The sequence below is a fragment of the Pseudomonas sp. MTM4 genome (assembly GCF_019355055.1).
Lineage (GTDB): Bacteria > Pseudomonadota > Gammaproteobacteria > Pseudomonadales > Pseudomonadaceae > Stutzerimonas.
This window is the reverse complement of the sequence record NZ_CP048411.1, coordinates 3,091,147-3,116,431: the sequence shown is the minus strand read 5'-3', so window position 1 is coordinate 3,116,431 and position 25,285 is coordinate 3,091,147. Positions and strand designations below refer to the sequence as shown.

General features: G+C 63.0%; 24 protein-coding genes and 1 pseudogene. 14 read left to right on the top strand and 11 right to left on the bottom strand.

What is annotated here, in order from left to right; all coding sequences use genetic code 11:
- Positions 1–11 precede the first annotated feature (11 nt).
- Positions 12–593, bottom strand: a complete 582-nt coding sequence (locus GYM54_RS14420; RefSeq protein WP_131649225.1) for an alpha/beta hydrolase — start codon at positions 591–593, stop codon at positions 12–14.
- Between the two features lie 257 nt (positions 594–850).
- Between GYM54_RS14420 and oscA the strand changes: the two are divergent.
- The 5 genes and pseudogenes from oscA (at position 851) to GYM54_RS14395 (ending at position 5,052) form a co-directional block, all read left to right on the top strand.
- Positions 851–1,029, top strand: a pseudogene (gene oscA / locus GYM54_RS14415) (sulfur starvation response protein OscA).
- A gap of 195 nt (positions 1,030–1,224) precedes the next feature.
- A complete protein-coding gene (locus GYM54_RS14410) occupies positions 1,225–2,223 on the top strand; it encodes a sulfate ABC transporter substrate-binding protein (RefSeq protein WP_197444812.1) in 999 nt (332 codons plus the stop codon).
- Between the two features lie 153 nt (positions 2,224–2,376).
- Positions 2,377–3,195 (top strand): sulfate ABC transporter permease subunit CysT, encoded by an 819-nt coding sequence (gene cysT, locus GYM54_RS14405; RefSeq protein ID WP_197444811.1) that lies wholly within the window; start codon positions 2,377–2,379, stop codon positions 3,193–3,195.
- Between the two features lies 1 nt (position 3,196).
- The gene (cysW, locus tag GYM54_RS14400) at positions 3,197–4,066 is read left to right on the top strand and encodes a sulfate ABC transporter permease subunit CysW (protein WP_131650003.1); all 870 of its coding nucleotides are present in this window, start codon (positions 3,197–3,199) and stop codon (positions 4,064–4,066) included.
- Positions 4,067–4,068: 2 nt separating this feature from the next.
- Positions 4,069–5,052 (top strand): sulfate/molybdate ABC transporter ATP-binding protein, encoded by a 984-nt coding sequence (locus tag GYM54_RS14395; protein ID WP_131649221.1) that lies wholly within the window; start codon positions 4,069–4,071, stop codon positions 5,050–5,052.
- 74 nt (positions 5,053–5,126) lie between these two features.
- Here the strand turns inward: GYM54_RS14395 and GYM54_RS14390 are convergent, their stop codons facing one another.
- From GYM54_RS14390 to GYM54_RS14380, 3 genes are all read right to left on the bottom strand, one after another.
- Entirely contained in the window at positions 5,127–5,849 is a 723-nt protein-coding gene (locus GYM54_RS14390) for a ferritin-like domain-containing protein (protein ID WP_197444810.1), read from the bottom strand.
- 11 nt (positions 5,850–5,860) lie between these two features.
- Entirely contained in the window at positions 5,861–7,036 is a 1,176-nt protein-coding gene (locus GYM54_RS14385; RefSeq protein ID WP_131649219.1) for a hypothetical protein, read from the bottom strand.
- Between the two features lie 241 nt (positions 7,037–7,277).
- Entirely contained in the window at positions 7,278–8,336 is a 1,059-nt protein-coding gene (locus GYM54_RS14380) for an aminopeptidase (protein ID WP_231752157.1), read from the bottom strand.
- Between the two features lie 135 nt (positions 8,337–8,471).
- Between GYM54_RS14380 and GYM54_RS14375 the strand changes: the two genes are divergently transcribed.
- From GYM54_RS14375 to GYM54_RS14365, 3 genes are all read left to right on the top strand, one after another.
- The gene (locus GYM54_RS14375; protein ID WP_131649217.1) at positions 8,472–8,897 is read left to right on the top strand and encodes a hypothetical protein; all 426 of its coding nucleotides are present in this window, start codon (positions 8,472–8,474) and stop codon (positions 8,895–8,897) included.
- A gap of 286 nt (positions 8,898–9,183) precedes the next feature.
- Positions 9,184–9,594, top strand: coding sequence for a hypothetical protein (locus tag GYM54_RS14370; RefSeq protein ID WP_131649216.1), 411 nt, complete (start codon positions 9,184–9,186; stop codon positions 9,592–9,594).
- A 28-nt stretch (positions 9,595–9,622) separates the two neighbouring features.
- On the top strand, positions 9,623–10,618 hold the full coding sequence (locus GYM54_RS14365) for an LLM class flavin-dependent oxidoreductase (protein WP_131649215.1): 996 nt from the start codon (positions 9,623–9,625) through the stop codon (positions 10,616–10,618).
- A 124-nt stretch (positions 10,619–10,742) separates the two neighbouring features.
- Here the strand turns inward: GYM54_RS14365 and GYM54_RS14360 are convergent, their stop codons facing one another.
- From GYM54_RS14360 to GYM54_RS14335, 6 genes are all read right to left on the bottom strand, one after another.
- Positions 10,743–10,958 carry a dodecin gene (locus tag GYM54_RS14360; RefSeq protein ID WP_131649214.1) on the bottom strand — a complete coding sequence of 72 codons (216 nt, stop codon included), beginning with the start codon at positions 10,956–10,958 and terminating at the stop codon, positions 10,743–10,745.
- Between the two features lie 327 nt (positions 10,959–11,285).
- Positions 11,286–11,501, bottom strand: a complete 216-nt coding sequence (locus tag GYM54_RS14355) for a KTSC domain-containing protein (protein WP_131649213.1) — start codon at positions 11,499–11,501, stop codon at positions 11,286–11,288.
- Positions 11,498–13,303 (bottom strand): ABC transporter ATP-binding protein, encoded by a 1,806-nt coding sequence (locus tag GYM54_RS14350; RefSeq protein WP_197444808.1) that lies wholly within the window; start codon positions 13,301–13,303, stop codon positions 11,498–11,500. Before GYM54_RS14350 ends, GYM54_RS14355 begins: the two co-directional genes overlap by 4 nt.
- Entirely contained in the window at positions 13,300–14,454 is a 1,155-nt protein-coding gene (locus GYM54_RS14345; RefSeq protein WP_197444807.1) for a beta-glucosidase, read from the bottom strand. The genes GYM54_RS14350 and GYM54_RS14345 overlap by 4 nt, the downstream gene beginning before the upstream one ends.
- Before the next feature lie 13 nt (positions 14,455–14,467).
- A complete protein-coding gene (gene glf, locus GYM54_RS14340; RefSeq protein ID WP_197444806.1) occupies positions 14,468–15,709 on the bottom strand; it encodes a UDP-galactopyranose mutase in 1,242 nt (413 codons plus the stop codon).
- Positions 15,697–16,881, bottom strand: coding sequence for a glycosyltransferase family 1 protein (locus GYM54_RS14335; RefSeq protein WP_197444805.1), 1,185 nt, complete (start codon positions 16,879–16,881; stop codon positions 15,697–15,699). The genes glf and GYM54_RS14335 overlap by 13 nt, the downstream gene beginning before the upstream one ends.
- An 856-nt stretch (positions 16,882–17,737) precedes the next feature.
- Between GYM54_RS14335 and galE the strand changes: the two genes are divergently transcribed.
- On the top strand, positions 17,738–18,802 hold the full coding sequence (gene galE / locus GYM54_RS14330; RefSeq protein WP_131649209.1) for a UDP-glucose 4-epimerase GalE: 1,065 nt from the start codon (positions 17,738–17,740) through the stop codon (positions 18,800–18,802).
- A gap of 194 nt (positions 18,803–18,996) precedes the next feature.
- Here galE and GYM54_RS14325 read toward each other — a convergent pair whose 3' ends face one another.
- Positions 18,997–19,920 carry a LysR family transcriptional regulator gene (locus GYM54_RS14325; RefSeq protein WP_181099221.1) on the bottom strand — a complete coding sequence of 308 codons (924 nt, stop codon included), beginning with the start codon at positions 19,918–19,920 and terminating at the stop codon, positions 18,997–18,999.
- Between the two features lie 127 nt (positions 19,921–20,047).
- Between GYM54_RS14325 and trpB the strand changes: the two genes are divergently transcribed.
- From trpB to GYM54_RS14300, 5 genes are all read left to right on the top strand, one after another.
- The gene (gene trpB, locus GYM54_RS14320; RefSeq protein ID WP_181099220.1) at positions 20,048–21,259 is read left to right on the top strand and encodes a tryptophan synthase subunit beta; all 1,212 of its coding nucleotides are present in this window, start codon (positions 20,048–20,050) and stop codon (positions 21,257–21,259) included.
- Entirely contained in the window at positions 21,256–22,065 is an 810-nt protein-coding gene (trpA, locus tag GYM54_RS14315; RefSeq protein ID WP_181099219.1) for a tryptophan synthase subunit alpha, read from the top strand. The genes trpB and trpA overlap by 4 nt, the downstream gene beginning before the upstream one ends.
- A 147-nt stretch (positions 22,066–22,212) precedes the next feature.
- On the top strand, positions 22,213–22,737 hold the full coding sequence (locus GYM54_RS14310; RefSeq protein WP_181099218.1) for a transposase: 525 nt from the start codon (positions 22,213–22,215) through the stop codon (positions 22,735–22,737).
- A gap of 304 nt (positions 22,738–23,041) precedes the next feature.
- Complete coding sequence (gene yghU / locus GYM54_RS14305; RefSeq protein ID WP_181099217.1) at positions 23,042–23,884, top strand: glutathione-dependent disulfide-bond oxidoreductase; 843 nt, start codon at positions 23,042–23,044, stop codon at positions 23,882–23,884.
- 421 nt (positions 23,885–24,305) lie between these two features.
- Positions 24,306–25,100, top strand: coding sequence for a hypothetical protein (locus GYM54_RS14300; protein ID WP_197444804.1), 795 nt, complete (start codon positions 24,306–24,308; stop codon positions 25,098–25,100).
- Positions 25,101–25,285: the final 185 nt, after the last annotated feature.

Below are 25,285 nucleotides of genomic sequence, written 5' to 3'. Positions count from 1 at the left end.
AGCGAATCGCCTCAGGCCCGACGTTTCGCTCGTTGTTCGATAAGGTGCTGCAGGCGATAGAGGTACGCGAAGCCCTGTTCCCAACGGCGATGCCCGGACGCTACGTTGACATGCCCGGCCCCGCTGAGAATCGCCACTTCACTGCCCCAGGCATTGCCCATCGCCCAGGCGCGTTCGGGGCTGGCTGCCACATCGTTGTCCGACCCCACCAGCAGGCTGGGAAAAGGCAGCGCCGCAACCGGCAGCGGGGCGAAATTGCGCAACGGCTCAGGGCAGCCAGGGCGTTCGACGTCTGCCGGCGCGACCAGTAGCGCACCACGCACCCGCCGTAGCGATTCGGACGAAGCCTGCAACGCCCAGTGCGCCACGGTCACGCAGCCCAGGCTGTGGGCGATCAGCACCACCGATCCCGATACAGACGCGACGCTACGATCGAGTTCACTGACCCACGCCTGGCGTTGCGGCAGCAGCCAGTCGTCCTGCTCTACGCGTCTTGAATTGGGCAACGTGCGTTGCCAATGGCTTTGCCAGTGTTCATCTGGCGAACCCTGCCAACCCGGCACGACGACGTAGTGAATGGTTTCGCTGGCCATGAGAGCACCGCTCCAAGAGTCTGCAATAGCGCAACAGACTAACCAACGCCAAGCAAAACCATAAAGAATAAGAAATTCTTTTGTTATTCCCGGATGTGCTTATTCGTAGATCGTAGAGACTTCATCTTGTTATTTCTAAAATGCATATAAATGTTCTCAAATAATATTTTAGAGAATATCCAAGAGCCCCTTATGATCCGCCAGACCCGATTCGAGCTGTAGCGCCACCTGTGGTCACACCCGCAGAGGACAAAACAATGACAACCACGCTTCGTACACCAAAGGCCCAGGACGACGCAGTCATCCTGCATGAGATCCGCAGCGCGTTGCATGACCTTAAGTTCGGCTCGGTGGAGATCACCTGCACAACGGCCAGGTCGTGCAGATCGAGCGCAAGGAAAAAATCCGCCTGCAGCCATCCAGCAAACAGGCCTGAACCCAACCCCACCCCGACCGGACCACCGGAGGGCGTGACATGAGCACACGACAGGTATTCCCGACCATGTACACGCCAAGCCAGCACCCGCTCCCGACGTATCGCTGTCGTTGCCGAATGCGCAGCTGACATACCCGCTTCATTACCGATACCCGTTACGTCAACGCATCCACTGGGATGCGCCAAGGAGCCTTCATGTCCATCGGAAAATCCATTCAGGCCGTTCTGGCCAGCACCCTCATCGCCGGTCAGGCGCTTGCCGCCGATTCTCTACTCAACGTGTCCTACGACCCGACCCGCGAGCTGTACGTCGATTTCAACGCCGCTTTCAACACGCATTGGCAGGCGCAAGGCCATGAGCCTCTGCGCGTCCAGCAGTCCCATGGCGGCTCGGGCAAACAGGCCCGCGCGGTGATCGACGGCCTGCGTGCCGATGTGGTGACACTGGCGCTGGCCGGCGATATCGACGAGCTGCACCGGATCGGCAAGCTCATCCCAGCCGACTGGCAGTCCCGCCTGCCGGACGCCAGCACGCCCTATACCTCGACCATCGTGTTCCTGGTGCGCAAGGGCAACCCGAAAGGCATCCAGGACTGGGACGACCTGATCAAGCCCGGCGTCGAAGTGATCACCCCCAACCCGAAAACCTCCGGCGGCGCGCGCTGGAACTTCCTCGCCGCCTGGGCCTGGGCCCAGCAGGAATACGGCAGCGAGGAAAAGGCGCAGACGTATGTCGAGCAGCTCTACAAGCAGGTGCCGGTGCTCGATACCGGGGCGCGCGGCTCGACCATCACCTTCGTCAACAACGGGATCGGCGATGTGCTGCTGGCCTGGGAGAACGAAGCCTTCCTCGCGCTCAAGGAACAAGGCGGCGACCAGCTCGAGATCGTCGCGCCGTCGCTGTCGATCCTCGCCGAGCCGCCTGTGGCAATCGTCGACAAGAACGTCGAGCGCAAGGGCACCCGTGAAGTCGCCGAGGCCTACCTGAACTACCTCTACAGCGACGAGGGTCAGCGCATCGCCGCCAAGCACTTCTACCGCCCACGCAACCAGGCGGTCGCTGCCGAGTTCGCCGAGCAGTTCCCCGCGCTGAAGCTGGTGACCATCGATGACGACTTCGGCGGCTGGAAGAGCGCGCAGCCGAAGTTCTTCAACGATGGCGGCATCTTCGACCAGATCTACCAGACCGAATGAAGCTACTGCGCTTGCTCATACTTCGTTGAAGACCGGCTCGGGCCTGCTCATTTACCGCCCGTAAACTCCGCGACCCTCGCCGGTCTTCGCCTTGTCTGAGCTGCGCTCGTGACGCTTCAGCCGAAACATTGTTCGAATAGACAAGGCCGATCCATGTCCCGTCAAACCTCCCCCGTCATACCCGGCTTCGGGCTGACGCTGGGTTACACCCTGGTGTACCTCAGCCTGTTAGTGCTGATACCCCTGGGTGCCATGTTCGTCCATGCGGCGCAGCTTAGCTGGACTGAGTTCTGGACGATCATCACCGCGCCCCGCGTGCTGGCTGCGCTGAAGCTGAGCTTCAGCACCGCCTTTATCGCCGCGCTGATCAATGGCGTGATCGGCTCGCTGCTGGCCTGGGTGCTGGTGCGTTATCGCTTCCCCGGACGCAAGATCATCGAGGCGATGATCGATCTGCCCTTCGCACTGCCCACCGCCGTGGCCGGCATCGCCCTAACCGCGCTTTATGCACCGAACGGGTTGATTGGCCGGCTGGCCGCCGAGCTGGGTTTCAAGATTGCCTACACGCCCATCGGCATTACGTTGGCACTGACCTTCGTCACCCTGCCCTTCGTGGTCCGTACCCTCCAGCCGGTACTCGCCGACATTCCGCGTGAGGTCGAGGAAGCCGCCGCATGCCTCGGCGCCAAGCCGCTGCAGATCGCCCGCCATGTGCTGCTGCCGGCTCTACTGCCGGCCTGGCTGACGGGGTTTTCCCTGGCCTTTGCCCGTGGCGTCGGCGAATACGGCTCGGTGATATTCATCGCCGGCAACATGCCGATGAAGACCGAAATCCTGCCGCTGCTGATCATGGTCAAGCTCGACCAGTACGACTACCACGGCGCCACGGCCATCGGCGTGCTGATGCTGCTGGTGTCCTTCGTTCTGCTGCTGGCGATCAATCTGCTGCAACGGAGGATTGCCCATGGCTGAGATGACTACCACTACCCTGTCCGCCCCGCTGGCCGCCAAAACACGCCAGGGCAACCCGCTGGCGCGGCGCCTGCTGATCGTCGCCGCCTGGCTGACCTTCGCGCTGTTTCTGCTGTTGCCGCTGCTGGTGGTGCTGAGCGAAGCCCTGAAGCTCGGCCTGGGCACCTTCTTTGGCGCGATCTTCGAAGCCGACGCCCTCGCCGCGCTGAAACTCACCCTGCTCGCGGTCGGCATTTCGGTGCCGCTCAATCTGGTGTTCGGCGTCGCCGCGGCCTGGTGCGTGAGCAAGTACCAATTCACCGGCAAGAGCCTGCTGGTGACGCTGATCGACCTGCCCTTCTCGGTCTCGCCGGTGATTGCCGGTTTGATCTACGTGCTGCTGTTCGGCGCCCAGGGCTTCTTCGGCGAATGGCTGGCCGACCGCGACATCCAGATCATTTTCGCCCTGCCCGGCATCGTACTGGCCACGGTATTCGTCACCGTGCCCTTCGTCGCCCGCGAGCTGATACCGCTGATGCAGGAACAGGGCACGCAGGAGGAAGAAGCGGCGCGCCTGCTCGGCGCCAACGGCTGGCAGATGTTCCGGTACGTGACCCTGCCCAACATCCGCTGGGGCCTGATCTACGGCGTGGTGCTCTGCACCGCGCGGGCGATGGGCGAGTTCGGTGCGGTGTCGGTGGTGTCCGGGCACATCCGCGGCTACACCAACACCCTGCCGCTGCATGTCGAGATTCTCTACAACGAATACAACCACGTCGCCGCCTTCAGCGTGGCCAGCCTGTTGTTGCTGCTGGCGCTGCTGATCCTGCTGCTCAAGCAGTGGAGCGAGTCCCGCCTTCAACGCCTCAAAGCCAACGCCGGCGAGGAATAGCCATGTCCATCGAAGTAACCAATGTCAGCAAGCAATTCCACCAATTCAAGGCCCTGAACGAGATCGACCTGCACATCGCCAGCGGCGAACTGGTCGCCCTGCTCGGCCCGTCCGGCTGCGGCAAGACCACTCTGCTGCGGATCATCGCCGGGCTGGAAACCCCCGACAGTGGCCGCATCGTCTTTCACGGCGAGGACGTTTCCGGGCGTGACGTGCGCGATCGCAACGTCGGCTTCGTATTTCAGCATTACGCGCTGTTCCGCCACATGACGGTGTTCGACAACGTCGCCTTCGGCCTGCGCATGAAGCCGCGCCGCGAGCGCCCCAGCGAAAGCCGGATCAAGCAGAAGGTCCACGAATTGCTCGACCTGGTGCAGCTCGACTGGCTCGCCGATCGCTATCCGGATCAGCTCTCCGGTGGCCAGCGCCAACGCATCGCCCTGGCCCGTGCGCTGGCGGTCGAACCCAAGGTGTTGCTGCTCGACGAACCCTTCGGCGCATTGGACGCCAAGGTGCGCAAGGAGCTGCGCCGCTGGCTGGCACGCCTGCACGAAGAGGTGCACTTGACCAGCGTATTCGTCACCCACGATCAGGAAGAGGCGATGGAAGTGGCCGACCGCATCGTGGTGATGAACAAGGGTGTGGTCGAACAGATCGGCTCGCCGGCCGAGGTGTACCGGCAACCGGCCAGCGATTTCGTCTATCACTTTCTAGGCGATGCCAATCAGCTTCAGATCGGCGAGCGGCAGGTGCTTTTCCGACCGCACGAGATTCATCTGTCTCGGGACAGGGTCAACGACCACCAACCGGCAGAAGTCCGCGACATCCGGCCGCTAGGCGCCGTCACTCGCGTCACGCTCAGGGTCGTGGGGCAACCGCAGCCCATCGAAGCGGAAGTCGCCCATGATCACGCTAGCCTGAACGACCTCGCCCGAGGCGCAACGCTGTTCTTCAAGCCAGCCATCGCCGTGGCGCCGCCGCGCTGATTCCGTGCATTAAGAATTCGCACATAAAAAAGACGCGCCCAAGAGGCGCGCCAAGTTTCAAGCGCACGCGCTGTCTATTTGATCTGGCCTATCAGGTCCCGACGGATCAGGGTCTTGATCTTCACCAGATGGTCATCCTCTTGGTCCTTCGCCTTTTTAAAGCCTTTGGCGATGTTCGGATGGCCGCCTGCTTCGGCCAGCTCGATGAGTAGCTCCCAGGCGGCGTTGTCCTCCAGCTCGATGGTGAGCAGTGCGCCCATACCCTGCGCAATATTGGTGCGCGGATCGGTAAGCACCTGCATTACGCCCATGGACTTCACCGCCGCGACATCGGCGCAAGGCGTCTGCGCCGTCGGGTCAGCGCCCAGCGTCTCGATCGCCTCGGCGACCATGTTCATGTGCTCGAACTCTTCGTCACGAATGTGCTGCAACACTTGGATCAAGTCGGATTCCGCTGTGCCTAGAGCCTTCGCCTTGGCGATCATCGCGTCGTACAGACGTACCCCGCTGCGCTCGAACGCCAGCCGTTCGCCAAGCTTGTCGACCAGCAATTCCGGGCTCTTGCCCAGCGCCATGTCGAAGGTCGACTTGAGCATGCCCTTGGCCGAACCGGGCACCGGAACCGAACCGATGCGGTCAGCCTCTTCGGCGCGCTTGACGCGTTCGAGCATGATGCCTTTGGAGTCACCCGGAACGTCGGGTTTGATCTGCTCAACCGCTTCGAGCAGGCTCTTGGTGTCCTTCGGGGACATCTGCACCCCGGTGAAATTGGTACCTAATTTCGCAGCAGTTGCCATGTTCGTTCTCCTCAAGAAGCCTTACGTCCGCGCATGAGTTCACCACCCGGCGCCCATTGGTAACCGGCCGACACGATGTTCGACGCGATACCTTCTGAGTTGACCTGGGCGCGGTAATCGAGGGAGTTCTCCGGCTCTTCGCTCTTGTCCACATACTGGGTGCCGCTGGTGCGCAGGTTGACCTCAGCAGCGAGAACCTGGCGGACGAACTCGCGCTGGCTCTTGAACTCGATCATTTTCGGCAACGGGCCTCCGAGGATTTCCGCCGGATCGCGGCGCTCGATGTTCTTGAAGTGCTCGCAGGCGATGTTGAGGTGGCCCAGCTCGTAGTCGAGGAAGCGCTCCCAGATCGCCTTGATCCGCGGGTTGGTTTCCTGCTCGGCACAGCTGGCGTAGGCATAGACTTCCATCGCCTCGTGCACCAGCCACTTCTCCATGAACGACTCCTGAGGGTCGGCCAGCGAGCCGTACTGGGTCACATGCTGTTCTTCCACCGAGGCGATCTCGGCATAGAGCTGGCGCGCCAGTGGATCGGCGAATAGTGGCCCGACGTTCATGTAGTAATCATGAGTCTGGAATTCCGCCGCAGTGATCATCGCGCAATGGATCTTGGTGATCAGTGCCGCCTCTTCCTTGGCGTAGCTGTCGCGCAGGTCGTTGGTCGGATGGCGATGGTGCTCCGAGGTTTGCCGGCCAGGTACGATGTCCGTATAGCCCTGCAGGATATTGTTCGCATCCTTGCCTTCGAGGCGGTCGAGCATCGCCGCGTAGCGGTAGAGATGGTCGAAGTCCTCCAGCAGGCCAAAGCGATAGGTCTGAGCCTGATAGGGATCGGGTTCGGCCTGGGCTACGGCAGCAGTCACCTCGATGGCGACCTGCTCGTAGGCGACGGTTGTTTCCAGCGGTGAGTGGTCGGCGGAAATCAACCAGTTGATCATCGTCGCCTGGTGCTGTTCGACGCGCCGAATTTCAGCCAGCGGGCCGCGCAATTGGCCAGTAATACGCGCGATACCATGCTTGAGACGCAGCGCATCGACCTCGATTCCGTTCATCAGAATGATGCGCACCCGAGTAAAGGCATCGTCGTCGAGCTTGCTGATCGGCTTACCCGCCATTTCCTTCCAGGTGAATTTCTGCTTTTCGAGCGGCGTGCCCTTGTTATCAAGAATGCCGGATAGGTTGTCCATGAAGCCTCCGTTTTTACGGCTTGTATTTGATAGACGTACGAGCTGAATCACGGGCAGCTGGTGCCGACGTCCTAAAAAATGGACGGAGGAAAGCGGAAAACAATTCCGCAGGATCGGACGCGAAATGCGTGAAGACGACGAGTGGCGGTCGTTAAACGCTTCGAACGAGTGCGAAACCAACAACGACAAACCCGCCCCGACACGTGCTCGGACGAGCCTTTGAGTCAAGCGGCGCTGCGCTTTAGCGAAGCGCCTTCAGACGCTGCGCCCGCTCGTCGGCGGGCAGTCGACCCAGCGCTTCGACCCGCGCATAAAAGCGCACCCAATCACCGTCGACCTGCTCGAACAGCGCGGCAAATGCCGGCACCCAGCCGTCGTACAGACCGAACGGCAGCAGGCTGGCGTTGTTCAGCGGCTGGGCCATCCAACGGTCGAAACGGCGATCACCCTTCCAGGCGCCGTCGCGCAACTGGCGGTAGGCCTGGCGCAGGTGCGTGAACTCGGCCTGCTTCGCGGCTCGCATGGCCGATTCGTCCAGATTGCTGGCATACAGCGTCGCCAACCGCGCCCGGGTTTCGAGCATCAGCTCGGTGAATTCGGCGGAGCGTCTTTGAGCCGCGTCGCTGAACGGCGGCAAACCGCGACTGGCACGCCACTGGCGCAACCCCTCGCGTTCGACGAACGATGCAAAGGATTCGTTGAACGCGGTGTCGCCAGCCACGTAGAGCCGCTGGTGCGCCAGTTCGTGAAAGATCAGCCCGGCCAGACGCTCATCGTCCCAGCGCAGCATGGAACTGAGCAGCGGGTCGTCGAACCAGCCCAGCGTCGAGTAGGCCTGCACGCCGCTCACCAGCGTGTCGTAGCCCTTTGCCTTGAGCAGTGCCGCCGCGCCCCGTGCCCGCCCCGGCTGGTAGTAGCCGCGGTAGGCGACGCAACCGGCGATCGGAAAACAGTGAGTCAGCGGCGCGACGGAAAACTCCTCGGTGGCGAACAGATTCCACACCACGTAGGGCCGCTTGATGTCCGTATAGCGCCGGTAACTACCGTTGTCCGGCAAGGCCAGCGCGCTGCTGGCGAAGGCTCTGGCCTGCAGCACCAGGCTTAGTCGCTGACGCAGCTGTGGGTCGCGCTGGGGGTCGTCGATGATGGCGGCGATGGGCTCGCGCTGGCGCAGCAGATCCAGCTGACCGACCGCCAGCTGGCCGTAATAGGTGCTGCAGCCATTCAGACCAACGGCCAGCAGCAGCGGAACCCAGCGCCTGCTTCGGCTGTCGACAAGGGCGGTTTTCAGCTTCGAAATGAACAAACGCCTGCTCACATTTGAAGACCTACTCGGTCGGTGCGCTGAGCCTACAACGACATCGAAGCCCGCCCAACTATCGAAGGCAGCCAAGCCTTCGCAGCCAGACCGCGCCATCAGCGGTGGAGACTCGTCATGCGAATCCTGATCCTTGCTCTCGCGCTGTCCACACTTGGCGGTTGCGCCCTATGGATGCCCCAGCCGGACCCGAACCAGGCCTGGATCGAGCTGGCCCCGCGTGACGAAACCGAACTCAAGGCCGTTGCGGTGGACTCGAGGCCGCTGGACGATCACCGCTACTTTCAGGTGACGCCCGGCAGTCATCAGTTGGGCATGCGCTACCTCTTCGAGGTGGGGCCGGCCGATGTCGGCGGCGACAGCGAAGCACTGGAGCGTGATTGTCGCCTGACCCTGGAATACGACGGTTTCGATGCCGGCGCCCGCTATCGCCTGGTCGCCGGTGGCTACGGCTTCCGCCCCTGGGCGCGGCTGTACGACCAGCATGATCAGCTGCTGGCCAAGGCCACGGAACGCGGTTGCGGCGGTGTCGCCATCCGCTGAGCTCGCTCTGCTGGCCGTTGAAAGCTCTGCCGCTCAGGCCGTGAGAACGTAGCGAGTGAAGGTCAGGCAACGACTAGGCGTCCCCACCAAAACAGGCGAAACAGCGGACTGGGCTCGCACGTGAGTTTACGAGCTGTAAATGAGCATTTTGATCGGACTCGCGCACGAGCCTGTTTTTAACGCAGCATGGCCGAGCGCAGTAGTTGTCACACAGCCAGATCTGGCTCAGGCTCGACAGGGACCGCCACAGCAATGGGCTGACGGCGGACCGCTGGGAGGAACTGCCATGCGTCTGCCCCTTGTCCTGTTCGTGCTCGCCGGCCTTTCCGGCTGCGCCAGCCCTCTGCCGCCACCCGATCCGAACATGGCCTGGGTCGACCTGCGCGCACAACCGAGCGACATCTTCATGTCCGACCAGCTGGACGACAGACGCACGCCCGACGGCCGCTATTTCCAGGTCAGCCCCGGCGCACATGAACTCGAAGCGCGTTATGAATTCGAAATCAGTAGCGGCGGGATGGGCATTTTCGGCGAAACCCAATACCTGCGCTGTACCATGGTCATCCGCTATGACGATTTCCAGGCCGGGCGGCGCTACCTGTTTCAGGCACGCTCGCTGGGCTTCACGCCGCAGGGCTGGCTACGCGACGAACAGCACAACGTACTGGCCCGCGCCGAAGCGGAGCACTGTTACTGAGCCCGCCCCGCCAGCAGAGAGAAGAGATATGTCCCGTATCGAACACACCCGTTTTTCCACCCTCGACCTGGCGCCGATCCGCGATGACGGCGACGCCGGTCTCGCCTTGCGCAATTCACTGGCGCTGGCCCAGCACGTCGAAAAGCTCGGCTTCGAGCGCTTCTGGGTGGCCGAACATCACAACATGGACGGCATCGCCAGCGCCGCCACGTCCGTGCTGATCGGCTATCTGGCGGCCGGCACCTCGCGGATTCGCCTGGGCGCCGGCGGGGTGATGCTGCCCAACCACGCGCCGCTGGTGATCGCCGAGCAGTTCGGCACGCTGGAAGCGCTTTACCCCGGGCGAATCGATCTCGGTCTGGGCCGTGCGCCCGGTGCCGACCAGTTCACCGCCCACGCCCTGCGCCGCGACCGCATGGGCAGCGCCGACGACTTTCCCGCCGATGTCGAGGAGCTGGAGCTACTGCTCGGCCCGCGTCAACGCAACCAGCGCGTGATCGCCATGCCCGGAGTCGGCAGTAACGTGCCGATCTGGCTGCTCGGCTCCAGCCTGTTCAGTGCGCAGCTGGCCGCCGCCAAAGGCCTGCCCTACGCCTTCGCCTCGCATTTCGCGCCGCGTTACGCCCATGAAGCGATTCGCCTGTACCGCGAGAATTTCCAGCCGTCCGAGGTGCTCGACAAACCCTACGTGATGCTTGGCGTGCCGCTGATGGCCGCCGACACCGACGAGCAGGCCGAGTACCTGGCGACCACCGCCTACCAACGCATCCTGGCGCTGATCCGTGGCCAGAGCTTGGTACTGGTGCCGCCGGTGCAGAGCATGCAGGGCAAATGGCTGCCACACGAGCAGGACGCGGTGGGCAATTTCCTCGGCATGGCGCTGATCGGCGGCCCGGAAAAGATCCGCGCGCGGCTGGAGATTCTGCTGGAGCAGACCGGGGCCGACGAACTGATCTTCACCTGCGATTTCTATGAAACCGCCGACCGCCACCGCGCGTTCGAGATTCTTGCCGGGTTGCGGTGAGGACTGAAGTGAGCCTGGTGGGCTGAAGCGGAGCGCCGCCCGGCCCACCTTACCGGCCGGCAGTGTTCCGCTCCTATGTAGGGTGGGCTTCAGCCCACCACCCAGCAGCCAACAACAACGGCGATCAGCTATCGGCGAGGCGGAAGCCGACTTTCATGGTGACCTGGAAATGGCCGATCTTGCCATTCTCGACATGGCCGCGAATTTCGCCCACCTCGAACCATTCGACGTTGCGCAGCGACTTGCTGGCTTCGGCGATACCGTTCTGAATCGCTTCGTCAACGCTGTTGCGCGAGGAGCCGACGATTTCAATCTTCTTGTACGTGTGATGATCCGACATAGATTTTCCCCTTCTGATCTGAAGAGCCTCCGCTCGGTGGTGACGCATCCTGTCTGATTGAGGCCCGCACAGTGGCGCGGAAGTTCAGCGCAACGCTTCAATCACGTCGGTACGGAGGGCAGCTAGTAGGGTGGGCTTCAGCAAGTAGGGTGGGCTTCAGCAAGTAGGGTGGGCTTCAGCCCACCAGCGGCGCCGGCCTCGTTTGTGGGCTAAAGCCCACCCTACGGAGCCGCCTGAGGCAAACGACACGATCACGAACTCCTAGGGTGCGCTCCGCGCACCGACGATGTATCGGGCCGCCTGCGGATCCGGGGCGCGCGGCCCACCCTATTTCAGCCGGAGGTAGCTGTAGTGCTGCGGCTTGAACACCTGATTGAAATAACGCCCCAGCGAATCCGCTTCGAGCAGCGCCTGCACCACCTCGGCGGGCACTTGCTCGTAGCGATAGACCGAGCCGTTGTGAAACTCCACTTCCAGCGCCTGCTCGTCAGGGTCGTAGCCCAGCGAGCGCAGGCTGCGCGAGGACACCGCGACGCGCTTCATACAGCCGGATCAGGTTGCTGCTTGAAGCCTTCCGCCTGCATCCGCCACAGCGCGTCGAATTCGCCGCCCCGGCTGCGCAATTCATGTGGCGGGCCATCCTCGACGATGCGGCCGTCACGCAGCACGATGATCCGGTCGAAGCTCGACAGCGTGGACAGTCGATGCGCCACCGCCACCACGGTGCGGTTATGCACCAAGTTGTTCAGAGCCGCCTGGATCTCCGCTTCGGACTGGGTATCGAGCGCCGAAGTGGCCTCATCGAGGATCAGAATCGGCGAATCCTTGAGGAACGCGCGGGCGATGCCCAGCCGCTGACGCTGACCGCCGGAGAGCATCACGCCGCGTTCGCCGACCAGCGTGTCGTAGCCCTGCGGCAACTCGCGGATGAAGGCGTCGCAGAAGGCGTTGCGCGCGGCGGCGATCACTTCCTCGTCGGTGGCGCCCGGGCGGCCGTAGCGGATGTTTTCCCGAATGCTGCGGTTGAACAATGCGGTTTCCTGCGGCACCACGGCGATCTTCTCGCGCAGGCTATCCTGGCTGACGCTACGAATGTCCTGACCGTCGATGAGGATGCGCCCGCTCTGCACGTCATCGAGGCGCTGGATGAGGTTGATCAGGGTCGACTTGCCGGCCCCCGAAGAGCCCACCACACCGACCTTCTGCCCGGCCGGAATGTGCAGGTCCAGCTGCTGAAACACTGTACCGCGATCGGGATAGCTGAAGCTGATGTTCTCGAAGGTGATGTCGCCCTCGGCCAGCAAAAGCTGGGCGTCGCTGTCTTCCAAGCCGTGCGGCTGGACAATGATGCGCAGGGTGTCGTCGATAGCCCCGATCTGCTGAGTGGCGTCCACCAGCGCCAGCGCCAAATCGCGCGAGCCATGCAAGATGCGGAAGGTCAGCGCGCTGACCAGCACCACATCACCGGCGGTCACTTCCCCACCGATCCACAGCTTGATGGCCCAGATCAGCATGCCGCCAGCCATCACCGACAGGCAGATGTCGTGCATGACCCGCGCTTTTTCCAGATACATCCAGCTGCGCCGCTGGGCGCGGGCTTCATAGCCGATCTCATGGGCCAGGCGTTCGGCCTCGCGATCGCGCGCGGAGAACGCCTTGATGGTCCAGACGTTGGAGACCGCATCGACCAATTCACCGCCGACCCGCGCCGACTGTGCGGCGAACCGCTGGTGCTTGGCGCGGCCACGAATGCCGAACCCGGTAATCAGCGCAGCGACGATGGCGACGAACAGGATCAGCGCCACCGCCATGCGCACATCGACCGTCAGCAACACCACCACCGCGCCGATGAAATCGACGATTGGCGGAACGATTTTCCAGGCCAATCCGCCATAAATTGCGCCCGCGGCCTGCCCGACTGCGGAAATACGGTTACCCAGCGACCCGGCGAAATGCTCGGTGAAATAGCGCATCGGATGGCCGGTCAGGTGCTTGAACAGATCGACGCGGATATCCACCACGCTGGCCACCACCGTGCGGCAGCCGAGCCAGCCGCCGAGGCGCCAGAACACGTTTTCGACAACGATCAGGCTGATGAACAGCCCCAACGGAAGCCAGACGTTGGCGGCACCTCGATCCGAGCTGCCCTGCGCCATGGCGTCCACCAGCAATTTCATGCCGTACTGCACCGCCACCGCACAACTGGCGGCGCCTATGATCAGGGCCAGCAAGCCGCTGAAATGCCACGGTCGACCACAGATGTAATGCCAGAGAAAGGCGACCGGCCGACCTGGAACCGGCGCTTCCTGCGGCTTCACTTTGGGCGGCGGGGCCGGTACGTTCATGGCAATGCTTCGGCGAGTGGCAGCGCGGCGTTGAACTGGCTGAATCTCAGCTGTTGCAGGCGCAGCTCATCGGCCAGCCCTTCGTGCACGCAGCGGTTGCCGTTTTCATCGGGGAAGCCCAACAGCCCGACCGGGCAATGGCGCTCGTCGGTCCAGCCCGGGTAGTCGAGCACCGGATACAGGCAGATGCCCTCCACCGGCACACCGCGCTGCATGGCCAGCCCTGCCTGCTCGCTGACGTAGCGCAGCCAGTCGCCGCGCAAGTCGCCCTCGGCACCGGTTTCGGCGATCAGCAAGGGCCGTTTGTAACGCTGCCATATTTCGCTGAGGATGCCTTTGAAGGGCCGATAGTCCGGGTTGTCGCGCTCGATGGTGCGGCCATCACCGTGATACCACTGGTTGTCGGAGTAATAGTTCACGCCCAACACATCGAGGTATTCCGGCGCACCGCCGAGGCCCGGCCAGATTTCACCGCACAGCATGTCCCAGGCTTCGAACTGCGATTGGCGAAAACGCTCGGCCTCACGCTGCGGCCCGGGGCGGTCGTTGGCCGCCGCCACGTGAATGGCCGGGTCGACCTGGACGAAACGTGCTCGCGGTTCGACGTCGCGGATCGCCTGCATCGCGGCGATGGTGGCGCGCACCAGTTGGTGCTTGAGCTCGAAGCCACGACCGCGCGCCATGGGATTGAAATAGGCTTCGTCGCCACCGGCCCAAGCCCAGAAGGAGATTTCATTGAGCGGCGCATAGAAGGGCACCGTGTCGGTTTCGTCCTTGATCAGCTGTGCCGCCGCCGCCGCGTAACGGGCGAAGCGCTCGACGAACTGCGGCCGCCAGATGTCGATGTCGTCCGGCCAGCCGTAGTGGCACAGGTCCCAGATCACCTGGGTGCCATGACGCTGCGCGGCCTGCAGCATCGGCAGGAAGCTCGACCAGTCGTATTGGCCCGGTGTGCGTTCGATCAGGTGCCAGCGCAGCCCGTCACGTACGCTGCGCAAACCGTGGCGCTGGAGTACGCCATAGTCATGCGCAGCCCAGCGGTCATGGCCGGTCGCCGCCAGCAGATCGAGACGCCGCCCATCGCTACGGCGGTGGTTCGAGCATTCGAAGCCGCCCATGAAAAAACTCTTGAACAACGTGGGCTGATGCATCGTACGCCTCGCCTCAGGGTGCTTGTTCAGCCAGCGACTGGCTGTGTTCAACGCTCTCGCCGGGTTCTGGGCCGCGCTCGGCCTCCTCGATGCGCTTGTACAGCGCCAGCGCCTGGCCCACGACCTGATCCATGTTGTAGTACTTGTAGGTGCCGAGGCGGCCGACGAAGGTGACGCCAGGGGTTTCATCGGCGAGCTTCTGGTAGCGCTTGTACAGCTCGGCATTTTCCGGCCGCGGGATCGGGTAGTAGGGATCGCCTTCGGCCGAGGGGTATTCGTAGGTGATGCTGGTCTTCGGATGGACCTGCCCGGTGAGGTGCTTGTACTCGCTGATGCGCGTGTAGGGCACGTCCTCGTTCGGATAGTTGACCGTGCCGACCGCCTGGAATTGCGCCTGATCGAGCTGTTTGTGCTCGAATTTCAGCGAACGGTAGGGCAACTTGCCGAAGCGGTAATCAAAATACTCGTCGATCGGCCCGCAGAAGATCAGGTGGTCGTGCTGCACCTCGTCGCGGATCTCGCGGTAGTCGGTGTTGATCATCACCTTGATGTTGGGGTGCGCGAGCATCTTCTCGAACATCTTGGTGTAGCCGTACTTGGGCATCTGCTGGAAGGTGTCGGTGAAATAGCGGTCATCGGTGTTGGTGCGCGTCGGGATGCGCGAGGTCACCGATTTGTCCAGCTGCGACGGGTCCAGCCCCCACTGCTTGCGGGTATAGCCGCGGAAAAACTTCTGATACAGCTCACGGCCGATGCCATTGATCACCACGTCTTCACTGGTCTGGATGTCCGCCACCGGCTCGGCGCGGCTGGCGAGAAAGTCAGCCGCCTCCTCTTCGGTGGTCATGTTCAGGCCGTAGAGCTTGTTCAGCGTGGTCATGTTGATCGGGATCGGCACTTCCTGGCCGTCCACCTGCGCCAGCACGCGGTGCTCGTAAGGACGCCACTCGGTGAAGCGCGAGAGGTAGTCGACGATGCGCTGGGCGTTGGTGTGAAAGATGTGCGGCCCGTAGCGGTGGATCAGCACGCCGGCTTCATCGTAATGGTCGTAGGCATTGCCGCCGATATGCGGTCGCCGGTCGACCACCAGCACGCGCTTGTTCAGCCCGGCAGCCAGCCGCTCGGCCAGTACGCTGCCGGCGAATCCGGCGCCGACGATGAGGTAGTCGAAGCCGCGCCGACGGCTGGAAGAATGATCGCTGGCGCCACCGCCTGCGTGTTCGGGATTGCTGTCTCGCAGGCTCAGATCGCGCATTGCATCTTCTCCTTCATCAGGGCCGAGGTGTGATCCCAGGACATGTCGCCGAGGATCTCGTCAGCGGTTTTCAACAGGCGGTCACGGTCCTGGCTGTCGACGAGCGCCTGCTCCACCGCGGCGATGAACGCATCGGGGCTGTCGGCGATATGGACGATCTCGGTGTCGCCATAGGTGCGCACCACGTCCCTGATCGGCGTAGACACCACCGGGCAACCGCCGGCCAGGTATTCGGGGGTCTTGGTCGGGCTGATGAAGCGTGTCGATTCATTCATCGCGAAGGGCATGATCGCCACGTCCCACCCCGACAAGTATTTGGGCAACTCGTCGTAGGTTTTGCCGCCCAGGTAGTGAATGTTGTCGCGCTGCGGCAGCTCCACCGGATCGATCTTGACCACCGGACCGATAAGCACGAACTGCCAGTCGGGACGCCTCTCGGCGACTTCGGCCACCAGTTGGATATCGAAGCGCTCGTCGATCACCCCGTAGAAGCCCAGCCGCGGGTGCGGGATTTCCGCCTGATCGTCGGGATCGGCCTGGGTCCGACGCGCCTCGGCGAAGTGCGCGACGTCGACACTGCTGGGAAAGGCGTGCGCGTTGTCGTGCAGTTCGCGCTTGGCTTCCCAGATGCTGTAGCCGCCGGTAAAGACCACGTCGGCACGCTGCAGCAATTCCCGCTCGCGCTCCACCAGCTCGGGTGGCGCGCCGCGAAACGCGGAGAGTTCGTCCATGCAGTCATAGACGGTGAGCTTGGGCTTCAAGTGGCCGGCGTAACCGAGCGCCATCGGCGTGTAGTACCAGAGCATCAGGTCGTTGACGCCGAGCTTTTCCAGGTAGCCATCTAGCAGGTCGCGCTGGACGCGCAGGGCCGTCTCGCCGCCGCAACCCTGGGGAAGACGGGGAATCAGTATCTGCACGCCGTTCTCTTCCGGGCGGACTTCCAGCCAGGGCTGGGCGTCTTCGGTGGGAATGGGCTCTTCGAAAAAGAGCACGTTGAAGTCCCGCGCGAACCGCGACATTAGGTGCTGCGGACGCTGATAGACAAAGCTCCAGCGAAGATGCGAGAGACACAGCAGAGTCGGAACCTGCTCATCGAAAACGACTTCGGGCGGCGTCTCCTGCTTCTCGGGGGATTTTCCAATCTCGTATTGATAAGGGCCGGCCCAGCTCATGAACACCTCTCGGATCGCGAAATCTTCAGAGTCCGTTCTGCTGCATCGCATTGGCCCGCGCTGCCTGCGCAAACACATAAATGTCGGGGCTCGCTGCCTATGACGCTCGTGGCGTACCAAGCGCAGCCCGCGGGTTATGGACGACGCCGGGCAAGTCAAGGTTCCCTTTGCCGGGTTGCGGTGCATGAGAGCGCTCGGCGATGCAATGTCGAAGGCTTCTGTCCAAGGTTCGTCTGAAGCCTCTGCACCGCCTCTTTCGCGCATTCGCTCTGGCGCTGACGCTTCAGGCGAACCTGCGCCACCCACGGGACGGCATTCGCAGGGTGCGTTCCACGCACCAGGCGTAGTTCGGGCCGGGCATAACGTTGCGCTTGAGCCTGTTGCCTGGTTTCAGCAGCGCTTGGTGCGCGGAGCGCACCCTACCGGACCGGCGCTCAGAAGAACCTGGGCAATCTTCCGGGGCGGCATCATTCGTAGGGTGCGTTCCACGCACCAACCGGCGTTCGGGCCGGGCACGACGTTGCGCCTGAGCACACTTCCTGGGTTCAGCCGTTCTTGGTGCGCGGAGCGCACTCCACGGGTCGCGGCGCCTTGTTCATCCGCGCTCATTTCAGCCGCGCGTTATCCGACAAAGCGGTCGGTCATCGGCTGGCGGTCGTCTCGTTGGAACTTGACCGCAACTCTCCCGTCCTTATCACAGGACGCATGATTTACCCCGGCACCGGCGCAGCGTGCTTTCGCAGTAGCACCACCCGGTTCGCCGAACCCAACCCTGGAGATCCATGCAGCGACCGCGCTCATACGGCCAGCCGCAGTCTCCGTGCGCGTCGAAAGAATTCTCACGCGAGGTGGAAACATGATTCTGGTAACGGGAGGAGCTGGCTACATCGGGTCCCATGCAGTGCTGGAGCTGCTCCTGGCGGGCCATGAGGTTCTAGTGCTGGACAATCTGTGCAACAGCTCCAAGGTGGCGCTGGACCGAGTCGAGGCGTTGTCCGGCCGCAAGGTGCAATTCGTCAAAGGCGACGTGCGCAACCGGTCGCTGCTCAATGCGCTGTTCGCCTCCTATCCGGTGACCGCCGTGCTGCATTTCGCCGGGCTCAAGGCGGTGGGGGAAAGCGTGCGCGAACCCCTGCGCTACTACGAGACCAACGTCAGCGGCAGCATCGCGTTGTGCCAGGCGATGGCCGAAGCCGGCATTTTCAGGCTGGTATTCAGCTCGTCGGCGACCGTCTACGGAGACTCGCCGCGGATGCCGATCACCGAGAAGTGCCCGACCGGCGTTCCGACCAACCCCTATGGCCAGTCCAAGCTGATGGCCGAAAACGTGCTCAAGGGGCTGGCCGAATCCGACCCGCGCTGGTCGATCGCCTTGCTGCGCTACTTCAACCCCATCGGCGCGCACGAGTCCGGGCTGATCGGCGAAGACCCCAACGGCATCCCCAACAATCTGCTGCCCTACATGCTTCAGGTGGCGGTCGGTCGGCGCAAGCAACTGAGTATCTATGGCGCCGACTACCCAACCCCGGACGGCACCGGCGTGCGCGACTACATCCACGTCGTCGACCTGGCCAAGGGGCATCTCCAGGCACTGGAGCGGCTGGATCTGGTTCGCGGCGTATCGGTCTGGAATCTCGGTACCGGCCGTGGCTACTCGGTGCGCCAGATGGTCACCGCATTCGAGGAAGTCATTGGTCGCCCATTGCCCCACGTCTTCAAGGCACGCCGCCCTGGCGACATCGCCCAATGCTGGTCCGACCCGACCAAAGCCCGCGAAGAACTTGGCTGGCAGGCGGATAAGGATTTGCTGACGATGCTCACCGACGCCTGGCGCTGGCAGAGCCGTAATCCGCAGGGTTATGCGACGGAAGTCCCAGCCGAGAAGGTCGCAGCGACCGCCGAAACCGCATTGGCGAGTTAGACCCGTAGGGTGGGCTTCAGCCCACCAGCACACGACGACCCTACGACGGTGGGCTAAAGCCCACCCTACCTGCTGCCCCGGCCCGTGGGTTCGACCAAATTTCGGTGGGCTGAAGCGGAACGCCGCTCAGCCACCCGACGGCATTACAGTGCGCATTCAGCTTTGTAGGGAGGGCTTCAGCCCACCGCAGCCTGCTACCTAGTCCTGCCAAGGCTACTTTCCACTGATTCGGTGCCGGCCTGCTCGTTGCGCAGCCATTCGGCCAACCGCTCCGCCCGCCGATTCACCCGCCGCGCCGGCACCCACAGCGCCAGCTTGGCGCGGGTCTCCACGAACCCCCAAGGCGCCAGCAAGCGCCCCTGGCGTATGTCGTCGGCAACCAATTGTTGCGGCGCGATAGCCACACCCAATCCAGCCAGCGCCGCTTCCAATAGAAAGTAGAGGTGTTCGAAGCCTTGCCCCATCTTCAGACGGGCCGGGTCGATACCGTTGCCTTGCGCCCAGGCCGGCCACGCCTGCGGCCGGGATGTGGGGTATAGCACCGCTTCGTCGAGTAGCACCGAGACCGGCGCCTGACGCAGCTTGGCGCAATTCGGATGATGCGGACTGAGCACCGGGCCGATGCATTCGGCAGCCAGCTCGAACACCTGCATGTCCGCCGGCCACGGCGGCTCGGCGTACCACAGAGTGGCATCCAGACCAGGCTTGCGCGGGTCCAGCTCACCTTCACTGGCGGATAACTGCAGATGCAGATCCGGCAGCTCACGGTTAAGCCGATCGAGTCGGGGAATGAACCAGCGCGCCAGCAGGCTGCCGGGACAGCCGAGCACGAAAGGTGCATCGACGGTCTGTTGCCGCAGTTCGGCGCAGGTGTTGCGCAGCCGCTCGAACGCCTCGCCCGCCGCATCGCGCAACCGTAGCCCCGCATCGGTGAGTTTTACGCCACGCCCTTCCTTGCTGAAAAGTGCCACGCCAAGGTCGTCTTCGAGCAGGCGAATCTGCCGGCTGACGGCACCATGAGTCACGCTGAGTTCCGCTGCCGCTTGGCTTACGCTCTGCAGGCGAGCAGCAGCTTCGAAAGCACGCAGCGCGTTGAGCGGAGGAAGGTTTTGGCTCATCGGTGAGATTTCCTGACAGATCGAGGCGATCTTATCGCTTTTTATCCGCGCCAGAGTCGGTTAATTTCCAGCCCATCGAGCAATTGCTGGAATCGATTGCCGCCACCCATTCCCGCAGGAGATGACCATGACCTCATTCCGCAGCGGCCCTGATGCCAAGGGCCTGTTCGGCCACTTCGGCGGTCAGTACGTCGCCGAAACCCTGATGCCGCTCATTCATGAGCTGGCCGCCGAATATGAAAAAGCCAAGCAGGACCCCGAGTTCGCCAAAGAGCTGGCCTACTTCCAGCGCGACTACGTCGGCCGCCCTTCCCCCCTCTACTTTGCCGAGCGCCTGACCGAGGCCTGTGGCGGCGCGAAGATCTACTTGAAGCGTGAGGAGCTCAATCACACCGGCGCGCACAAGATCAACAACTGCATCGGCCAGATCCTGCTGGCCCGGCGCATGGGCAAGCAGCGCATCATCGCCGAGACCGGCGCCGGCATGCACGGTGTGGCTACCGCCACCGTCGCCGCGCGTTTCGGCATGCAGTGCGTGATCTACATGGGCACCACCGACATCGAGCGCCAGCAGGCCAACGTCTTCCGCATGAAGCTGCTCGGCGCCGAAGTGATCCCGGTCACCGCCGGCACCGGCACGCTGAAAGATGCCATGAACGAAGCCCTGCGCGACTGGGTGACCAACGTCCACAACACCTTCTACCTGATCGGCACCGTCGCCGGCCCGCACCCCTACCCGGCCATGGTTCGCGACTTCCAGGCGGTGATCGGCAAGGAAACCCGCGACCAGCTGCAGGCCCAGGAAGGCCGCCTGCCCGACTCGCTGGTGGCCTGCATCGGCGGCGGCTCCAACGCCATGGGCCTGTTCCACCCCTTCCTCGATGACGCGAGCGTAGAGATCATCGGCGTGGAAGCCGCCGGCTACGGCATCGAGACCGGCAAGCATGCCGCCAGCCTCAACGGCGGTGTGCCCGGCGTGCTGCATGGCAACCGTACCTTTCTCTTGCAGGACGACGACGGCCAGATCATCGACGCCCACTCGATTTCCGCCGGCCTCGACTACCCCGGCATCGGCCCCGAGCACGCCTGGCTGCACGACATTGGCCGCGTCGAGTACACCTCGATCACCGATCAGGAGGCGCTGGACGCCTTCCACAAGTGCTGCCGCCTGGAAGGCATCATTCCCGCGCTGGAGTCTTCCCACGCGCTGGCCGAAGTCTTCAAGCGCGCGCCCACGCTGCCCAAGGATCATCTGATGGTGGTCAACCTGTCCGGTCGTGGTGACAAGGACATGCAGACCGTCATGCACCACTTTGCCGAACAGGAAGAACACATATGAGTCGCTTGCAGACGCGCTTCGCCCAGCTGCAGCAGGAAAACCGCGCCGCGCTGGTGACCTTCATCACCGCCGGTGACCCGGATTACGCCACCTCGCTGGCCATCCTCAAGGGCCTGCCGGAGGCCGGTGCCGACGTGATCGAACTGGGCATGCCCTTCACCGATCCGATGGCCGATGGTCCGGCGATCCAGCTGGCCAATATCCGCGCCCTGGCTGCCAAGCAGGACCTGGCCAAGACGCTGCAGATGGTTCGCGAATTCCGTCAGGACAACCAAACCACCCCGATCGTGCTGATGGGCTACTTCAACCCCATCCACAAGATGGGCGTCGAGCGCTTCATCGCCGAGGCAGTGGAAGCCGGTGTGGATGGACTGATCGTCGTCGACCTGCCGCCGGAACATAACGAAGACCTCTGCGACCCGGCCCAGGCCGCCGGCATCGACTTCATCCGCCTGACCACCCCGACCACCGACGACGCACGTCTGCCGGTGGTATTGAACAACAGCTCGGGCTTCGTCTACTACGTCTCGGTGGCCGGTGTGACCGGTGCCGGTTCCGCGACGCTGGAACATGTCGAAGAGGCCGTTGCGCGCCTCAAGCGCCACACCGATCTGCCCGTCGCCATCGGCTTCGGTATTCGCACGCCGGAACAGGCCGCAGCGATTGCTCGCTTGGCTGATGGCGTCGTCGTCGGCTCGGCGCTGATCGACCATATCGCCAATGCCGAAAGCGGCCAGCAAGCGGTCGAGGGTGTGTTGGGATTGTGTCGGGAGCTGAGCGAAGGCGTTCGCGGCGCCCGCGGCTGACCGTAGGGTGGCTTTAGGACCCGTAGGGTGGGCTTCAGCCCACCAATTACTACACGCACTCGGTGGGCTAAAGCGGAGCGCCGCCCGGCCCACCCTACGTCTTTTTCCCGCACATATCCGCATCACCATGAAGGCAAGGAGGCCTCCATGCCCAACTACCGCCGCAGCCAGGTGCCAGGCGGCACCTGGTTTTTCACCCTGACCCTGGCCGACCGCCAGTCCCGGCTGCTGGTTGAAGAAGTCGAACGCCTCCGCCATGCCTATCGCCAGACCCAGCGAACCCGCCCTTTTCAAACCGTCGCTGTTTGCGTCCTGCCCGATCACCTGCACGCCATCTGGACGCTTCCTGAGGGCGACGCCGACTATGCCGGCCGCTGGAGCCTGCTCAAGAGCACCTTCTCCCGCCAATTCCCCGCAGCCACCCAAAGCCCCAGCAAGGCGCGCAAGCGAGAAAAAAGCATCTGGCAACGCCGGTTTTGGGAACACCAGATTCGGGATGAATCTGACTTGCAACGGCACGTCGAATACATCCACTACAACCCGGTCAAGCATGGGCTCGTAGAACAGGTCGCCGACTGGACTTATTCGAGTTTCCATCGGTACGTAGAGAAGGGATTGTTGCCAAAGGACTGGGCGTGTAGCGCCGAAGCGAATGGCACGTTCGGTGAGTAACCATAGGCGCGCCGCTTTAGCCTATGTAGGGTGGGCTTTAGCCCACCGCTTGCTCGCCGCGCACCGCCCTCATCAATGCCTGGCCGTTGCCGCCGGCCCCGAAGTCTGGTGGGCTGAAGCCCACCCTACACATGACGCTACTCCTACGTAGGGTGGGCTTCAGCCCACCGCTGCTGCCGCGTGCAGACAAACGCTAACCACCCACCGTCGATGACCAATATCGACCAGCTCGATTTCGACCACGCTGGCTGAACGCGTAGGATGCTACGCACATCCCCGGTCAAACCCCTTCGAGGAGATCGCCATGCCTGATACCACCTACGTACCGCCAAAAATCTGGACGCACGACGCACCCTCGGGCGGCACCTTCGCCAGTATCAATGCGCCGACCGCCGGCGCGCGGGAGGAGCGGGCGCTGCCGGTCGGCAAGCATCCGCTGCAGCTCTACTCGCTGGCCACGCCCAACGGCGTGAAGGTCACCATCATGCTCGAAGAGTTGCTCGCCCTCGGCCACACCGGTGCGGAGTACGACGCCTGGCTAATCAAGATTGGTGACGGCGACCAGTTCGGCAGCGGCTTCGTCGAGATCAATCCGAACTCCAAGATTCCGGCACTGGCCGACCACAGCGTCGGGGGCGAACCGCTGCGTGTGTTCGAGTCCGGCTCGATCCTCGTCTATCTCGCGGAAAAATTCGGCGCCTTCCTGCCGACCGAACCGCTGGCCCGTACCGAAACCCTCAATTGGCTGTTCTGGCAGATGGGTTCGGCGCCCTTCCTCGGTGGCGGTTTCGGGCATTTCTATGCCTACGCACCGGAAAAGTACGAATACCCGATCAACCGCTACGCGATGGAGGTCAAGCGCCAACTCGACGTGCTGGATCGCCAACTGGCCGAAAACCGCTACATCGCGGGCGACGAATACACCATCGCCGACATGGCCATCTGGCCTTGGTACGGCGTACTGGTGCGCGGCGAGCTGTATAACGCTGCCGAATTCCTTTCGGTGCAGGATTACAAGCACGTGCAGCGCTGGGCCGCCGAAGTGGCCGAACGCCCTGCCGTAATCCGCGGCCGCAAGGTCAATCGCACCTGGGGCGAAGAGTCGGAACAGGCACCCGAGCGGCACAGCGCGTCAGATCTGGACTGAGCCGTCGGAGAACTCGGATCCCACATCCTAGGGGTGGAAAACGGCGAAGCCTTTTCCACCCTCTCCCACACAACGTCGTAGCATCGGCCGATGCGACACCCAGCCCACAATACCGCCGCCACCCGTTTAACCCCGGCGTCGCCGATAGCCAGCGCTTAGAACAACCCTCGCAGACCCGGCCCGCACTAACCAACCACCCGAAACCTCCGCGGCGCTTGTGCGATTCCGGCCAGCCTCCCAACGGCCGATGCTTCATTTCTGAACTATGGCCCTGCAGCCAGACCCAATGTTCACGGGCGTTGCTCTTGATAGCTGCCGAAGCGGCCAACGTTCATGGCTGCTCGCGCCTGAGCCTGCCGTCAGGCCCTTATGAGCGCAGCGCTCCGCATACCCAGTTGTTCAACACAACGCGAGGTGAATCATGAAACACACATTGGTAGCAGCGTTCGCAACGCCAACCGACGCCAGCCGCACCTATGGCGACCTGATGTCGAGGGGCATTGCTCGGGAGCAGATCCATACCGTAGGCGCCGAGAGCGCGGAAATTCATGGCTACGACACGCCCTATTCCACTGCAGGCAGCACGGTGGACCGCACGCAACACGAATCCAAGGTCGCGCATTTCTTCAAGTCGCTGTTCGGCCATGAGCCGCATGAAGACCATCGCCGCCACGCCACGGCGTATCCGGAGGCGGTGCGCCGAGGCGCCACGGTGCTCGCCGTAGATATATACGACGATGATCAACTCGTCAGGGCGCGTGATGCGCTGGAGTACAACGGCGCCATTAGCATTGATGACAACGGTGCCGGCTCCGGCTCAACGCCGGGTTATGCCGGGCCGACCAGCCCCTACGCCGGCGCGACGGGCGGCGACAGCCATCTCGACAAGCATTTCGTTGGGACCGCCCATACCACCGGCGATGCGGGTCGTTCAGGAAGCACGCATCTCGATACGGGCGCCCTGGGCGGCAGCGCAGCAGGCACAGGCCACACTGTCGATGCTCACACAGGCTCCGGCGATACTGGCCGCTACGATGTAGGCACCGCCGCCAAACGCGCCGGGACAGGCTATCCGGAAACCACCGCCACCTCCTCCCCGACGGGTGGCGGCCTGGCCGGTGACAGTGTTGCCGCTCGCGACGCGACGCAAGGCATGGATCCCACCCAGGCGGGAACATGCAGCGACCGGATATGCGTGATCAAGCGGCAAAGCTGAGTGCTGGTTTTTGATTAACCAAGGGCCGCGCGATGCGGCCTTTTTTTGTCGATCTAGAGCTGTAGCCGCTCGAAACGTTTTGTGGCTGTCTCACATCATCGTCAAAACGAGTGAGCCGAAGTATTCAATGGGTACAGCTCACCGTCCAGGCGCGGAATAGGTTGAGCCTGATACACCGCTCAGCT